The sequence below is a fragment of the Mesorhizobium sp. M6A.T.Ce.TU.016.01.1.1 genome (assembly GCF_003997065.1).
Taxonomy (GTDB): Bacteria; Pseudomonadota; Alphaproteobacteria; order Rhizobiales; family Rhizobiaceae; genus Mesorhizobium; species Mesorhizobium mediterraneum.
The window spans coordinates 290,959-306,103 of sequence record NZ_RZTJ01000003.1; the positions used below are offsets into that span (position 1 = coordinate 290,959).

Annotated in this window: 10 protein-coding genes; 1 reads left to right on the top strand and 9 read right to left on the bottom strand. The window is 63.6% G+C overall.

What is annotated here, in order from left to right; translation table 11 throughout:
- Nucleotides 1–44 precede the first annotated feature (44 nt).
- The 5 genes from EOC94_RS07580 to EOC94_RS07600 form a co-directional block, all read right to left on the bottom strand.
- Nucleotides 45–1,115: a Gfo/Idh/MocA family oxidoreductase gene (locus EOC94_RS07580; protein WP_127289513.1), complete on the bottom strand. Its 1,071-nt coding sequence runs from the start codon at nucleotides 1,113–1,115 to the stop codon at nucleotides 45–47.
- Between the two features lies 1 nt (nucleotide 1,116).
- Nucleotides 1,117–2,016 carry a carbohydrate ABC transporter permease gene (locus tag EOC94_RS07585; RefSeq protein ID WP_095483770.1) on the bottom strand — a complete coding sequence of 300 codons (900 nt, stop codon included), beginning with the start codon at nucleotides 2,014–2,016 and terminating at the stop codon, nucleotides 1,117–1,119.
- The gene (locus EOC94_RS07590; RefSeq protein WP_095483771.1) at nucleotides 2,016–2,945 is read right to left on the bottom strand and encodes a sugar ABC transporter permease; all 930 of its coding nucleotides are present in this window, start codon (nucleotides 2,943–2,945) and stop codon (nucleotides 2,016–2,018) included. The genes EOC94_RS07585 and EOC94_RS07590 overlap by 1 nt, the downstream gene beginning before the upstream one ends.
- A complete protein-coding gene (locus EOC94_RS07595; RefSeq protein WP_095483772.1) occupies nucleotides 2,942–3,880 on the bottom strand; it encodes a sugar phosphate isomerase/epimerase in 939 nt (312 codons plus the stop codon). The genes EOC94_RS07590 and EOC94_RS07595 overlap by 4 nt, the downstream gene beginning before the upstream one ends.
- Before the next feature lie 98 nt (nucleotides 3,881–3,978).
- A complete protein-coding gene (locus EOC94_RS07600; protein ID WP_127289515.1) occupies nucleotides 3,979–5,325 on the bottom strand; it encodes an extracellular solute-binding protein in 1,347 nt (448 codons plus the stop codon).
- 503 nt (nucleotides 5,326–5,828) lie between these two features.
- On the opposite strand from EOC94_RS07600, the gene EOC94_RS07610 reads away from it, so the two are divergent.
- Nucleotides 5,829–6,848: an isopenicillin N synthase family oxygenase gene (locus EOC94_RS07610; RefSeq protein WP_095483774.1), complete on the top strand. Its 1,020-nt coding sequence runs from the start codon at nucleotides 5,829–5,831 to the stop codon at nucleotides 6,846–6,848.
- Nucleotides 6,849–7,243: 395 nt separating this feature from the next.
- Here EOC94_RS07610 and EOC94_RS07615 read toward each other — a convergent pair whose 3' ends face one another.
- The 4 genes from EOC94_RS07615 to EOC94_RS07630 form a co-directional block, all read right to left on the bottom strand.
- On the bottom strand, nucleotides 7,244–10,465 hold the full coding sequence (locus EOC94_RS07615) for a hypothetical protein (RefSeq protein ID WP_127289517.1): 3,222 nt from the start codon (nucleotides 10,463–10,465) through the stop codon (nucleotides 7,244–7,246).
- A gap of 235 nt (nucleotides 10,466–10,700) precedes the next feature.
- Nucleotides 10,701–11,348 (bottom strand): phosphoadenylyl-sulfate reductase, encoded by a 648-nt coding sequence (locus tag EOC94_RS07620; protein WP_245329777.1) that lies wholly within the window; start codon nucleotides 11,346–11,348, stop codon nucleotides 10,701–10,703.
- Nucleotides 11,349–11,393: 45 nt separating this feature from the next.
- Complete coding sequence (locus tag EOC94_RS07625; RefSeq protein ID WP_127289519.1) at nucleotides 11,394–12,824, bottom strand: putative sulfate exporter family transporter; 1,431 nt, start codon at nucleotides 12,822–12,824, stop codon at nucleotides 11,394–11,396.
- Nucleotides 12,821–14,980, bottom strand: coding sequence for a di-heme oxidoredictase family protein (locus EOC94_RS07630; protein ID WP_245465520.1), 2,160 nt, complete (start codon nucleotides 14,978–14,980; stop codon nucleotides 12,821–12,823). Before EOC94_RS07630 ends, EOC94_RS07625 begins: the two co-directional genes overlap by 4 nt.
- Nucleotides 14,981–15,145: the final 165 nt, after the last annotated feature.

Consider the following 15,145-nt stretch of genomic DNA (forward strand, 5'->3'; position numbering starts at 1 on the left):
AGTGCGTAGCGGTTTTCCGTCCGGAATTGCGTAAAAACAAACACTTAGAGCCTTTTTGGCGGCATTGCCTGGATGATCTGGACGGCGAGATCGAGGTCGGCAAGCCCGCCCGAAAGCGGCGTGCGCGGTTTTGCGCCGGCCAGGATGCAGTCGGCGAAATGCAGCCATTCGCGGCGGAAGGCGGTGTCGGGAATGCCCGGTATCACGCGGTCGGATGCCGTCTCGCCAGCCGCTTCGCGCACCCGCACGATGGCCGAGGCGTTGCGGAAATAGGGGTTCTGGAAATCTATCCGCACCTCCTCGCGCTCGCCATGGACATGGATCCACTCGTCCCACCACTCATACTGGGCGAGCGCCACGTCAAGGAGGCAGGGGACGCCGTCATAGTCGAGCACCGCGAGAAGCTGGTTCGGGCCGGTCTGTCGCGCATGAACGACGCCGCTTGGGGCGCCGAAAGCGCCGCGCATGACGGCGAGATCGTGGCTGCCCAGGCCCAGCAACAGGTGATAGAGATCGCGATAGCCGGCATGGTCTGGGCCGAGTGCTGCCTCGATCCGCTTTGCAACGGCATTGCGTCCGGCCGCGAGCAGATCGGCCGATACGTCGGCGATGCGGGTCTGCGTATAGAGCTTGCCGTAGCGATCGAAGCGACCGGCGAAATCATGGACATGAATGGATTTCGGCCTGCCGATCGCGGCAATGCGCTCGAGGCCGATCTCATATCCCGGATCATAGAATTTCATGTAGCCGACAAGCGCGACGAGGCCGCTCCGTTCGGCCTGCTCGACCAGCGGACGCGCCTCCTGCGGTGTAAAGGCAAGCGGCTTCTCGACGATCAGATGCTTGCCGGCGCGGATGGCGTCAGCGACCATCCCGCCATGATCGTAGGTGCAGATCACCACGGCGTCGATATTTGGATCGGCAAGCAGCGCGCGATGGTCGCTATACCGTGCCGCGACGCTGTAATGCTCCCCGATTTTGTCGACAGTGCCGGGTGAGATGTCGCAGAGCGCGGCGATCCGAAACGCCGGCAATTCCTGGAGATAGGGCAAGTGCATCAGCTGGGCGATCTCGCCGCAACCGATAACGCCGACGCCGATAACGCGATCCTGCATGTCAACCCTTGACGGCGCCGGCCGTCAGGCCGGCGATGAACTGCCGTTGCATGGCGATGAAAACGATGATCACCGGCAGTGTCGTGATCGTCAACGCGGCGAAATACAGCGTCCAGAGCGAGTCGTATTGCTGGAAGAAGCTGACGAGCCCGAGCGGAATGGTCTGTACGGACGGGTCGCGCAGGAGCAGGAAGGCGAGGAAGAAATCGTTCCAGATCTCGATGAAGCCGAAGATCAGGATCAGCGCCACGCCCGGCCGGATCAGCGGCAGCATGATGTGGATCAGGATCGCCAGCCGGCTTGCGCCATCGACGCGCGCGGCGTCCTCCAGGTCGGCGGGCAGCGTGACGAAGAAGCTGCGCAGGATGAAGACCGAAAGCGGCAGCGAGGTCGCCGCGTAGACGAAGGCGATGCCGAGCCGGTTGTTGATCAGGCCGAGATCGCGCGCCACCATGAACAGCGGAATGGCCATGACCTGCGGCGGCACCAGCATGGCTGCCACCGCCACCGCGAGCACAAGGCCGCGCCCGGGAAAACGAAGGCGCGCGACCGCGTAGGCGCACGGCGTTGCCACGGCCACCAGGATGATCAATGCCGAACCGGTGACGAAGACGCTGCTGACGATGCGCGATCCCATGCCGGCGATCCGCCAGGCATCGACATAGTTCTGGAACACAAGGCTCGAGGGCGGCCCCCAGATGTTGCTCAGCATTTCCTGCTTGGTCTTGAGCGAGCCGAACAGCACCCAAAGCAGCGGATAGAGCGTCTCCAGCAGCACTAGGACGAGCGCGGCATAGATGCCGGCAAGTTCGAGAATGCCGCGCGCGCCGAGGCGATGAACGCTGAAGCGATGGGCGGCGCTGCCATCCCGGGAAAGCGGAGGGTTGGCTGCGGCGCTCATCAGACCTCAAGCCTTTGCCGCCGCATCAGGGCGAGCAGCGCGACACTGGCCAGTCCGACGATCAGAAAAAGTACGTAGCCGATGGCCGCTGCATAGCTCATCGCGCCGTCCTGGAAGGCCTTGCTCATCATGTAGGTGAGCACGACTTCGGTGGCGTGGTTCGGCCCACCCTTGGTCAGGACATAGACGATGTCGAAGTTGCGCACAAAGGCGCCGGACAGGCCGAGAATGGTGTTGATGAAGACGATCGGCATCATCATCGGCAGGGTGATATGCCAGAAGCGCTGGACCGGTCCGGCACCGTCCATCGTCGCCGATTCATAGAGTTCCGCCGGGATCGTCTGCAGCCCAGCGAGATAGATCACGGCGTGGAAGCCCAGCCATTTCCAGACGTCGACGACGATGATCGAATAGAGTGCGATATCGGCGTCACCAAGCCATGATCGTTTCAGCCCACCGAGGCCGAACAGATCGAGCGCGCCATTGAGCAGCCCGAAGACCGGATTGTAGATCCAGGACCAGAGCAGTCCGACGGCGACGAAGGACATGGTCACCGGGATGAAGGCGGCGGCGCGAAAGAAGGTGCGGCCGACGAGCGCCCGGTTGAGAAGCAGCGCCAGCCCGAGACCCAGCACGTTTTTCAAGACGACAACGGCAAGGACGAAGATCAAATTGTTGCGCAGCGCGGCGAGGAAGATGCGATCATGTGCGAGGCGCTGATAATTGGAGAAGCCCGCCCAGCTTGGGTCGGAAAACCCATCCCAATTGTGCAGGCTGAGCCAGAAACCGTTGACGAACGGCCAGAGGTAGAACAGACAAAAAAGGATCGCGGCCGGCAGGATCATGACGAAGGCGACCGCGCCGTCGCCTGAAACGAAGCGTCCGAAACGACTCGCGGAAGGAGCCGCCCCCTGCGGTCGCGTGCTCATGCGGCCTTCGCAGTTTTCGGCATCAGCACCAGCCCGAGCGTGTCGCTGATATAGGCGATGCTCTCCAGCGTGCTCTGCTCGGCCGTCTTCTTCGATGCGTCCAATTCTATGATGGCGAGGCCGTCATAATTTGCGTCGATCAGGACGTCGACGATGCCGGCAAGATCGACGACACCCGCGCCAAGCTCGCAAAAGGCGCCGTATCGGTCGTAGCCTTTCAGCGCAGGATCGACCCTGGTGTCCTTGAAATGCATGTAACGCACGGCCGAGATGTAGGTTCTGACCGCATCGACCGGATCGGAATTTGTATGGGCAAGATGCGCTGGATCGATACACAGGCCGGCAAAGTCCATGTCCAGCTCATCCATCATCCGGTCGAGCTGGTCGCGGCGCTCGATGAAGGTGTCGAGATGCGGATGGTAGACCGTCTCGATGCCGAGATCCTTGGTCCGTCTGCCGATATCTTCGAGCGCACGGCAAAAGGCGCGGTAGTCGTCGGCGGTGTGAGGCCCGGCAATGGCTTCCGACGGGCCGCCGCCCAGAACCAGCACCGGTGAGCCGAAGCCCTTCAGCATCCTGGTCAGCGCGACAAGCACATCGCGCTCATAAGGCCAGGCGACAGGGTTGGTGAAGATCGCATTCACGTAGAAAGAGGAGAGCTTGATGCCATACTCGCTCTGGCCTTCCGACAGCAGCGCGTAGCGCCGCAAAATGTCGGTATCGGTCGTCACGCCCATCGGCGCCTGGTTGCCGAGCTGCATATATTTGCGGGCGTACTGGTCCGAGAGGCTGGTGAAGGCGAGGATCTCGAACCAGCCGAAACCCTGATCGGCCAGGAATTTGATGGCCGGCCTGAGCGGTAGTCCGGTGAGGTCCCAGCTGTTCAGATGATAGCCGATCGAGAAGCGCTGCCGCTCGGCGCGATTTGTCGTCATGTCTCTGTCTCCGGTAAGAGAGGCAGCCCGAGACGGGCGGCCCCGTTTTCTTGCCCTGGCGCATCAGCTCGGCTGGATGCGCTCGCCTGCATGCGAGCTCACTTGGGCGGCCAGTTGCCCTGCGCCTTGAGGTCGTCGAAGGTGGTCTGGATCGAGGCCGCCGCCTCCTCGGGCGTCGTCGTGCCGCCAACGATGCCGGCGATCGCCGAAGCGGTGGCTGTCGCGACTTCCGACGGCCAGATCCAGTCGAGGAACTTGATGGTGCTCGGGAAGGCTTCCTTGCGCAGCTCGACCGCATAGGCGTCGTCGACCTGCGGCACGCCCTTGATCGAGGCTGCGATCGGCTGCTCCGGCGCAAGGTAGAGCGTCGCAACCTCAGGCTGGGTCAGATATTCGATGAACTTGATCGCCGCATCGAGCTTCTCGGGCGGGATCGACGAGGCGACGCAGATCCCGTTGTCGGCGCCGCCGCCATGGCCTGGCGCGCCCGGCGTTCCATCCATTTTCGGAAAGGCAAAGACGCCCCATTTGAAGTCCTTGACGCTCGACTGGAGCGACGGGATTTCCCAGGTGCCGCCATAATACATGGCGCTCTTGCCGGCGGCGAAAGCTGCGCGCATTCCGTCCTGGTCGACGGAGAGCGAGTCCTTGGAAAGGATGCCGTCGTCGACCCACTGCTTGATCAGCTTGAAGCCTTCGACGTCAGGCGCATCGGTGAACTTTGCCGTGCCCTCGAGATTCTTCTGTGTCTTGCCGACCGGGTCTCCCGATGCCTGCGAAAAAGTTTCGAAGAACCACATCGGCCACATCACGGTGTTCGAGCCCTGATGCAGGAGAGGGATGACGCCCGCGTCCGTGAACTTCGGCACGGCCGCCTTCAGGTCGCCATAGGTCGGCGGGACCGGGATATCGAGCTTCTGAAAGAGGTCGACATTGTAGAAGATCGTCGATGTCGACAGCGTCGAGATCGGGACACCATAGACCTGGCCGCTGACCGTGAAGGCGCCAAGCGCGGCGGCGTCGATCCTGTCTTGGAACGGCTTGATCTTGTCGGTGATCGGCATGACCAGCTTGCGCCTGACATAGGCGCCATTGGTGTAGAAGGCCGGGCAGGCGATCAGGTCCATTTCCTGGCTCGCCAGCTTGGCGGTCATCAGGCGCTGGATGGAATCGGTCTGCGGCCCCTGGGCATCCCACTCGACCTTCGAGACGTCGGGGTTGGCCTTGAGGAAGCCGTCAATGACCTGCTGCTGGATCTTCTTCTGCTCGTCCGGCGCCTGACGCGGAGCGAGCTGGTCGAGGGCCGAACCGCCGAAGACCTTGAGCGTGATCCCCTCGGCATGGCCGATGCCGGGCGTCGTGATCAGGCTCAGGCTGAGCAGTGCGGTAGCAAGGATGGCGGGATGTTGTTTCGAACGATGGGTCACTCTCTGCTGAATGGGCATCTGGCTCTCCTTTACGCCAATGCCGAGGGGCAACCTCGGGACCAAAGATCGTTGATGGTCATATGATCTTGGTCGCCTGTTGCAAATTTTGTCAATCGGTAGGCATGCCTATTATTTCACCAATTTCATGGGCCCAGAGAGTTGGCGGGCGAGCGCGGCGTCGTCTGATGCGCCGCGCTTCCCCCGTTCCCGCACCTCCGCTCGGCGCCAACAAGACGATAACGGCGCCGGTCAGGTTCGGCGCACGGTGAACGTGCTCTCGCAGGAGGCGAATACGGGAAGCGTGTTTGAGCGTTTGGCGGCATCGGCCGGAAGCGCCGCGGCTCCAGGGTTCCGTCGCGCCCTGGAGCATCCTTTCGGACGTTATTTGCCTGCCGGCCGCCAAACGCAGCGCTGACTTTCTTCCATTGGCGTCGAGATTGGATCGAGCATTGCTTTGATCGCAACGACCTGCGTGTCACCGTAGAGGCCTGATCCAAGCCTGAGGCAGAAGGAGGTTGACCATGGCCAGGATTGTACCCGTGCTCGATCTCAGCCGTCTCGGACAGGGCGCGTCGGAGCGTCGGACCTTTCTGTTCGACCTACGCACGGCGGCCCGTGACGTCGGCTTCTTCTATCTCAGCGGCCACGGGATTTCGGCTGCGGAGATTGACGAGGTGCTCGACGCCTCGCGTCGGTTCTTTGCCTTGCCCGAAGCCGACAAGCTGGCCATCGAAATGGTCAAGTCACCGCAATTCCGCGGCTATACGCGCACCGGTGGCGAACTGACCAAGGGCAAGGCCGATTGGCGTGAACAGCTCGACATCGGCGTCGAGCGCCGACCCGTGCCACAGGGACCGGGCATTCCTGCCTGGACGCGGCTGCAAGGGCCGAACCAATGGCCTTCGGCCCTGCCGGAACTCGAGCCGGCGCTGCTGGCATGGCAGACCAGGGCGACGGCGGTGGCGATCCGCCTGCTGAAGGCTTTCGCGCTGTCGCTCGACCAGGCCGAGGATGCTTTCGATCCGATCTATAGCGGTGAGCCCAACCATCGCATGAAGATCGTGCGCTATCCCGGACGCGACGCAACCGGCGGCGACCAGGGCGTCGGCGCGCACAAGGACGGCGGTTTCCTGACGCTCCTGCTTCAGGACGAAAATAAGGGGCTGCAGGTCGAATATGACGAAAGCTGGGTGAATGTGGATCCCATCCCCGGAACGCTGGTGGTCAACATCGGCGAGCTCCTCGAATTGGCGTCGAACGGTTACCTCAGGGCGACTGTGCATCGTGTCGTCACGCCACCGGCCGGTGTCGAGCGGATTTCCGTTCCTTTCTTCTTCAGCGCCCGGCTCGATGCGACGATCCCGTTGCTCACCCTGCCTGAAGAACTGGCTGCCGAAGCGCGCGGACCCGCGAGCGATCCGGAAAATCCGCTGTTTCGCGACGTCGGAACCAACGTGCTGAAAAGTCGCCTGCGCTCGCATCCTGACGTGGCGCGCCGGCACTATGCCGATCTTCTCGAAACGAGGGCGTCACCTGTCTGAAGGCGTCGGAGCAAATAGAACAGAAATTTTCGTCATCGCCGGCGGCTTTGGAATTTTATTCGTCGCCAACGCGCCCAAACAAGCTCAAACAGGTAAGACCGTTCGACGGTTTCCTCCCATTCCGCTGAACGGTGTTCCCCTCTGAAGGTTGTAACCTTCTTTTGGCCGGGCCGCATTCGAGCCCGGCCATTTTTTCGTGCGATTTCGGCAAATCAGCTGTGATCCCCGAACCGTGAATCTGGGAACGGGACTGCCGGCTTTGCCGTAAGCGATCCATATGCGCCTGCCTTCCACACTGCGTCGCGTAGGAGGCCGCAGATGCACAAAAGCGCGCGATCGAAAAAACCGGGTGACGCCAGCCCTAGGGTTTCGCGAGACAGCACAACATATCGTTTTCAGCGCGTGAGCCGTGCGAGATAGGGTTCGACCAAGGCGCGTATTTCGGCGGCGGGCGCCGCTTCTCCGGCAGCATCCAGCGCCCGTTTGTAGCGTGCATAGTCGTCGACTGCGGCTTCGAAATCACGGCGCGCCAGCCGCTCCTTGATCAGCGCCTTGCAGACGGGTCCGGCATCGGGATAAAGCTCCAACGTCCTCAGATAAATCGAGCGCGCTTCGTGAGCGTTGCCGGTCGTCTCGAGCCGCAGGCCGATCCGCAATCCGAGATCGATCAGATCGCGACGCACTTTTTCAGCGGCAGCGAGCGACCAGAAGCTGGCGCGCTCGTGCAGAAACAGCGGACCTGGAAATGCGAGGAAGAGCGCTTCAGCTTCCGGGAGCGCCTCGCCATTGGCGATCGCGACTGCCTTGAGCCGTGCATCCCAGTCGGCGAGGTCGACCCAGACCTTGTCCGACGCGAGGCGAAGCTTGCCTTCGCGCTGGACGATGAGATCGGTCCGCCCGAGCAGCTTGCGCAGCCGATGCAGCGCTTGCTCGCAGGCCGCCCGCGCCTGGTCCCCGTCGAGGTCGGGCCACAGCCAGTCCTGAAGGGTCTCCAGCGAGCAGGTGTTGTCTTTCGAGATCGCCAGCACCCGCAGGATGTCGAGGGCCTTCGTCGGCGGCTTGGCGCCGAGAGGAAGAGGGTTTCCATCGAGTTCGAGCCGGAAGCCTCCGAGAACGTGGACCTTGAGCGGCCACGGCCAGGCCGCGGGCCGCCGCTGCGGCACGTCCAACCGGCGTTCCCCAATCAGCGACCGGCAAAGCTTGGGCTCGATGCCGCGCTCAAGCGCATCGCCAAGCAGTTCGGCGAGCAAGTCCGGAACGTTGAGGAGCACCATTGGCCAGCTGATGTCGCGGAGCGCCTCCAGGAAGATCTTCAGCCGGTCGCCATAGTGCGAATGTCCGCCCCACAGGGTCTCCAGCGCCTCCGCCGCGAGAATGCATATCTCGGTTCGCTTGCGGGCGCCGCCGTCCAGCCGCGGCAGCAGGTCGCTGAGCAGCGCGGCGGCTTCGCGAGGTTTCCTGTCGGCCAGCAGCACCTGGAACTTCGTGATGTAGTGCGGCCAGCGCTCAACCATCGGCTCGTTGGCGGCCTCGATGGCCTCCATGAAGCGCTCGCAATCCCGGTAGGCGGCCGCGAAATCGCCTTGCCTGGCATGCAGCGCGGCGTGGCAGTCGGCGACGACGGCGACTTGCGTGGTGAAGCGGCTGTCGGCGATCTCGGCCAGGCGCTCGACCACCTGGTGGAACTCCGCAAAATCGTTGCGGACCTTCATCTGCATCTGGAGATGGTAGAGCCCGCCGAACTCCACGCTCTTGAGCGACTCGCGCTCGCCAATGGCGATCGCCTCCCGCAACGCCGCTTCGGACGAAGGATAGGGAAAATTTCTTCTTTTGTAGGGGAAGTAACGACCACTCTCCGCACCGAAGGCGACCAGCCACATGCCAAGGATCCAGGGCAGCACGTCCTTCTGGCCTAAATCGTCGATAACGCTGTCGACGGCCTTCGCGAACAGATCGGCCCGCATGGTCGACGCCGAAAGATCGATCAGCGTTTCGCTCGCAAGCAACCGAAATCCGCTCGGATCCTGGCCGGAGTTCTTGGTCAGTCGCTCCAGCAGTTCGGCTTCCAGTGCTTGTCCGGCCGGGCTGCCGCGGTAGTAGTCGTCGCCGAAGTTTAGCGCCCGCATCATGCCAATGCGCACCAGCATCGCTTCCTCGCGAGGCAGTTCCGGAAGGCCGCGCTCGATCAGCTCGAATGCCCGGCGGGTCCACATGGAAAGGCCTTCGTAGGTGCGCCAACTGGCGGTCTTGACCAAGACGGCGCGCGACACGGTGAGACACAGGCCGCGCTGATCGTCCGCCTCGCCAAAAGCCTGCCATGCCTTCGCCAGCCAGCGCTCCGCGGCGACGTCGTCCGGCACGTGGGCAACGCCCAGCCAATAAAAATGCCAGCCGCTCATCAGCGCTTCCGGCAATCGGCCGCACCAGTCGATGAAAGTCGCCCGGCCGCCTTGCGCCAGCACATCCTCCGCGCGGCTCAGTATGAGTTTGCTGGCAAGCCCCCAGTCCTCCGCCTGCAAGGCAAGCGGGATGGCTTCATCCAGACGGCCTGCCTCGACGAGGATCGTCGCCGCTTTTCGTTTCAGCAATCTCTGCTCTTCTCGTGGCACGCGCTCAGCGAAACTTCGGTCGAGGAAATCCCGCAACAGATCATGCAGGTAGAAGACGTCGCGGCTGCTTTCCGTACGCGTGACCAGCAATTGCCGCTTGTAGAGCCTGTCGAGCAGTTTTCCCGCCTCGCCAGATCCTATCATCTCGTCGGCCAGTTCGGCGCTGATTTCAGGCAGCAAGTTGAGCTTCAGCAGCATATCCTGGTCGGTGGCGGGGAGGGAAAGGAAGAAATGACGGCCAAGAACATCCAACAGCGCGTTCTGCCCGCCGCTCGTGTCATCAGGTCCGACCGTCGAGCCGTGGTCCGCGAGCAGAACCAGTCCGATCGCCCAGCCGCGCGCGGCTTCGACATCGACTGAGGCGTTCTTCGAACGCAGTTGGACGAGATCGCGCGCTTCCGCGGTCGAGAATTCGAGCGCCGACCTGTCGACGACGGCCATCTGGCCTCTGAGGACTAGGTCGCTAAGTTCTTCCCGTGGCAGCGTTCGCGAGGCGCAAATGCACCGAACCGTGTCCGGAAGCTCACGGAACATCACCGAAAGCACGCCACGAAACTCTGGCGTGTCGGCATCGTGCAGATCGTCGAGAACCAGAATGGTATCGGGTTTCAGCCGCGCGAAATAGGCCCTGAAGAAGCGCCTGGCGAACTCGTTCGGCTGCTCGGCATATTCGACGCCGAACACCGGCATGTCGCCAACCGCAGGTGGGGCGAGTGACTGCGTCAGATACTGAAAAAAGCGCGCAATGTCCTGATCGCCCTCGTCGACGCGGAACCACACATGCGGCGCCTCGACGCTTTCGAGATAGTCGATGACCGCGGTCGTCTTGCCGTAGCCGGCCGGCGCCGCCACCCAGCATATGGTCGACCGCGATTTCCGATCGATCGCTTCGAGAACGCGGTTCCGCCTCAATATCCTGGCACTGCGCGGCGCCGCCAGCTTGGCGATCCGGCCTGTGCCCGAGAGCGGGCGCCTCGCATCGGCTTCGATGGCGTCTAGAGGGGTCATGAGGGCTCGCGCTCGACCAATCATCGAGCGCCGGTCGTGCCGCCGTGACCGTCCCGCCGCCCAGATTGACCCTAGGGTAGCGCAATCATGCAACAATTCGTAGTGGCTTCGCAGATGAAGCGGCGATGGCCGATTCCAGCCGTCGACTGGATGCCTGCGCGATCGCGAAATCAGGACGCGGATGAGACCGAATTGTGTGAGGCAGCGCCGGCGGGTGACCGATGGATCCCGCACTCTATCTTCGACAGGCCGCTCCAGCGGCCCGCGCGCGGATTGTCCGCGCTGCCGCACTTGACCGTGCAGGGCGCGCAGCCGATCGAGAGGTAGCCCTTTCGAGGAGCGGATGCTGGGGAAGATGATAACGGTCGAGATAGTCCTCAATCTGCTGGCGGGTGAAGCGGGCAAGCGGGTCGATCTTCAGGCGCCCGTCAGTTTCCTCCAGTGTCGAAACATCCGCGCGAAGCCCGCCATGATATCGCTTGCGACCGGAAATCCAGGCTTTGAAACCGGTCAGCGCATTTTCGAGCGGCAGAACCTTGCGGATGTGGCAGCACCGGTCCGGATCGCGGCGGTGCAGCGCTCCAGTGCCGTCGAGCATCCGCATGACGTCGGCCTGAGGCTTGACGACGCGCAGATCGGTGAGACCGAGCAGAGCCGTCAGCTGCGCGCGATAGGCGATCGTCTCTGCGAACAGCTTTCCGGTGTCGAGCGTGATGATGGGGAGCGAACGGTCGATCGCGGCTGCCATATGCAGCAGCACTGCGGATTCTGCGCCGAACGAGGACACGAGCGCTATGTTTCCACAAAACAGATCGGTGACGAGCGGCGCCAGCAGGTCGGGCCCGTCGAGATGGTTCAGCTCTGCGACGACAGCTTCATACATCGCGGTTCGGCCGGTCAAAGACGGTGGTGGCGTGACAAGGCCGCATCATAGCTTCGCCACGAAATCGAGGATCGCCTGGCGGTCGGTCTCGTCCAGGTCGAAGAAACGGTCGCGCACGATCTGCGCCGTGCCGCCATGGGCGAAGACGGCATCGCGCAGCGTGGTCGCGCGGCCGTCGTGCAGGTAGCGTTGGCGCAGGCGGATGCCGACGAGCGGCGTGGTCCGCCATTCGGCGCCGATGGCATCGCCCTGGACGATCTTGTCGTCGAGTGCCGGCCCCATGTCGTGCAGCAAAAGGTCGGAATAAAGCCGGACTTCGCCGTTGACACCTTCCAGCGCTGGCACATGGCATTTGGCGCAACCGACCGAGGCGAAAAGCCGTCCGCCATGGCTGCCGAGCATCGCGCTGTGGCTCGATGAAGGCGATGCGGTCCGGAAGGTCGACGAGAATGGGAGCAATGCGCCATAGGCCAGCGCCGCCGACAGTACCAACCCGACGAGGCCCACGCCGACCAGGCGCCAGGCGCCGCCGGCCTCTCCGAGTCGGCTGACCCGGGTGGTGATGCCGAGCGCGATCATCACCATGAGGAACAGGAACTGGTCGACATCGAGGATGACGCGGCGCAGTTGCGGATTGAGGGTGATCTCCGAATTGAGCATCACCACGCCGATGAACGCGACGATGAACCACGGGAACGGGATCGGCGCTGCCTCTTGCGCCTTGTTGCGGCTGCGAAAGACCAGGCTGGCGGCGAGCAGAAGCGGGACGAGCATCAGCACCTTGCTGAGCTTGACCAGCGTGGCGGTGTTCAGCGCGCCATCGGAAATGGCGAAGGAGGCGCCGTAGACCTGCGCCAGCTCGAAAATGCTCGCCCCGACGAACACGCCATAGAGGCGGTCGTCGAGATGCGGCAGCCATCCGCTCAGGAACATGACCGGATAGGCGAGCAACGCCACGGTGCCGCTCAGCGTGATCAGGGCGATGGCGATGCCGGCACTCTGGTCGCGCGCACGCACCAGCGCGGCCATGGAGAGGATCGCCGCGGCGCCGCAGACGGCGCTGCCGACCGCGACAAGCAGCGCGATCTCGGCGTCGAGCCTGAACAGCTTGCGCGCGATGGCGTAGAGCAGCGTCAGCACGAGGATCAGCTCGATGGCCGCCACCGCGAGCGGCATGAACCCCAGATCCAGGAACAGCCGCGTCGTGATACGGAAGCCGACCAGCACCACGGCGAGCCGCAGCAAATAGCGCTTGGTGAAGTCGAGCCCCGGCCGCAAGGCGTCTGGACAGGCGAAGCTGCTGCCGATCATGAGCCCGAAGAGCATGGCGACGAGGACCGGGTTGCGCGACAGCGGCTCGCCCAGTCCGCCGGCGATCCAGCCGGCCGCAAGGGCAAGTGCCGCAGCAACGATGACGCCAGGCAAGACCGGGCGCATTTTTTCGGGCGCATGGGAGAGCGTCAGGGCGAGGCTCATGGCTTTGCCCCGTCGGGCAGGCGGAGCGTTCGCAGATAGAAGGCGACCGCCTCGATCTGCGCGGTATCGTCTTCGATCGGCTGCGAGCCCGCCTCGCGGCTGACAGTCGCGCTGGTGATGCCGAGTTCGTTTGCGAAAGCGTTCGCTACCATGTCTTCGAGGGTGGCTATGTCAGCCTTCCAGCCGTATCGGCCGACCCGCGATGCGCCCTGACCATCGACGACATGATGCGCGCGGCCTTTGATGCCGTCGCCCTTGCTGACCGCCTGCGCTTCGATGACCCTGTCGGGTATCTCGTCGATCCCAGCGATACCGTAGAGTGCGAGCGGCATGCGCAGCGAGATCACATTGGCCTGGCTTGGCATCGCCGCCGACACGATCCTCATGCCATCGCGCAACGCATGGCGTCTGGCGACCGGGCTGTTGGGATGATCGATCGGAACCGTGCGCCCAGAGCCCGGATCAATATGGGCTATTCTGCGCGCAAAGTGGTTTTCATCGATGCTCGCACCGCCAGGGCCGGGATGGCAGGCCACGCAGGACGTTGCATTGAACAATGGGCCGAGGCCCATGCGCGGCGTGAAATCGGTCTGGAACGACTTTTTTCCGCGCGCCGCAAGATTGGCGTCGGCGGCAGCGCCCTGCGTCCCCTGCATCGCTGCCGCCGCGCCGTGCTCGTCGAAGACCCCAACCTCGACGAGCGCCCCTTCGAGGCCCGGAAATCCCGGAACCTCGCCGCCAATCGTTATCCAGATATGCTGTGCATCCGCCGAGGTCGCGATCGCGCGAAGGCGATCGGGGCCGAGGGGCCCGAGCCCTGGAATCTCGATCGTCGCCCGGGCGAGAAGCCGGCCGTCCTGGCTCAAGCGCAGCAGCGAGCCGTCGCCGCGATTGGCGACGAACAGATCAGACCCGCCAGCCAGCGTCGTGTGGCTCGAGAATTGCGGATTGGCGATCTCGGGAATGGCCGCGGCGACATCGACCGGACGGTCGAATTCCGGCAGCGAGATCGTGCGGCTCCTGGCGACCGCGAAATGCCGCCGGTCGTCCTCCAGTTCAAGCAGCACCAGCCGGTCACGGCCGGGGTCGGCGATGTAGAGAGCGCGGTCCGGGTTCCACTTGAAGGCGACGCCGATGACGCCGGGATCGTCGCCGATGCCGTGGCCGGTGCTTACCGTGCCCAGGCCGGTGCTTACCGTGCCGGGGCCGGCCAAGCCGTCGACGCCATCCTGGACGTGGATCTGAACCACGCTTCCATCCGCGGTGACGGCGGCGAACACGGCAAAGCCGCTGCCGTCCGGCGATCGACCGAGAAACGCCGTTCCGAGCGCGCCCGTCTGCATTCCGCCTGATGTCAGCTGGCCGCTTGCCTGGTAATTCATGAGCTTGCCAAGCCAGCCGCTGGGCTGCGCTTTCGGCGTATTCTCGCGATCGGTATGCCGGCCGGCGAACACGCCGCCGGCCTCGCGGCTTGGCGCGTTGGCGAGTGGCGCACCGTCGGGGTCGACGACCGTGACGCTGCCCTCGCCATTGACCCCGCCAGGCGCGTTTGCGATCCAGGGCCTTCCGAACGCGTTGTTGATGGAAATGTATCGCGGTCCGGACGCAGCTGCGTGGCGCGCGGTTCGAGCCCCGGCATTGTACCGCCGGTTGAGAAACCGTTCGCTCTGCGCCGTGTAGAGCTGAACCCTCGCATCCGCGTCTTTGCCGGTGAGATCTTGCGGAACGATGATGGTGCCAGCAGACTTGCCCGCGCGCGGATCGATGGACAGGATCGTCCCGACCTCAAATACTGGATCGCCCGGCGGCGCGCCGAAATTGCTACCTACGGCGACAAGAACCCTGAGCGGATCGAGCACCCGCCCTTCGCGCGTCGCCATGAGGAATTCCGGATTTCCTGGAATCGGCCCGCCGACATGAAAGCGGCCCACCTCGCGCACGCCGGCCACGTCGGGCAGCCCGACCGCGACGACACGCGCGTTCAGGCGCCAGTTGGGGGTCTGATCTCCCGCGAACGCCCAGGTCGGCAGCAGGCCGACAAGTATCGCCGCCGTCGCCATGTTCCAGCGAGCAGAAAACCCCGACAGCGCGGACCATCGCCGGGTCTGATGAGTCCCGGCGAAATCCGTGGGGGCCACTGCACTGCCTGTTCGCATCGCGAGGTCTCCGGCGGTCGCAAGCGCTCGGTGACGCCTGCCACTCACGGTGCAACGTTTCGACCACGCGCGCTTACGGATCGCTTACGGCATTCGGCGTAACTGGCTCGCCGTATCAACTGCGAGCCGAGCATCGCTGCTATGATTTGAGGTCGCGCTGACGTT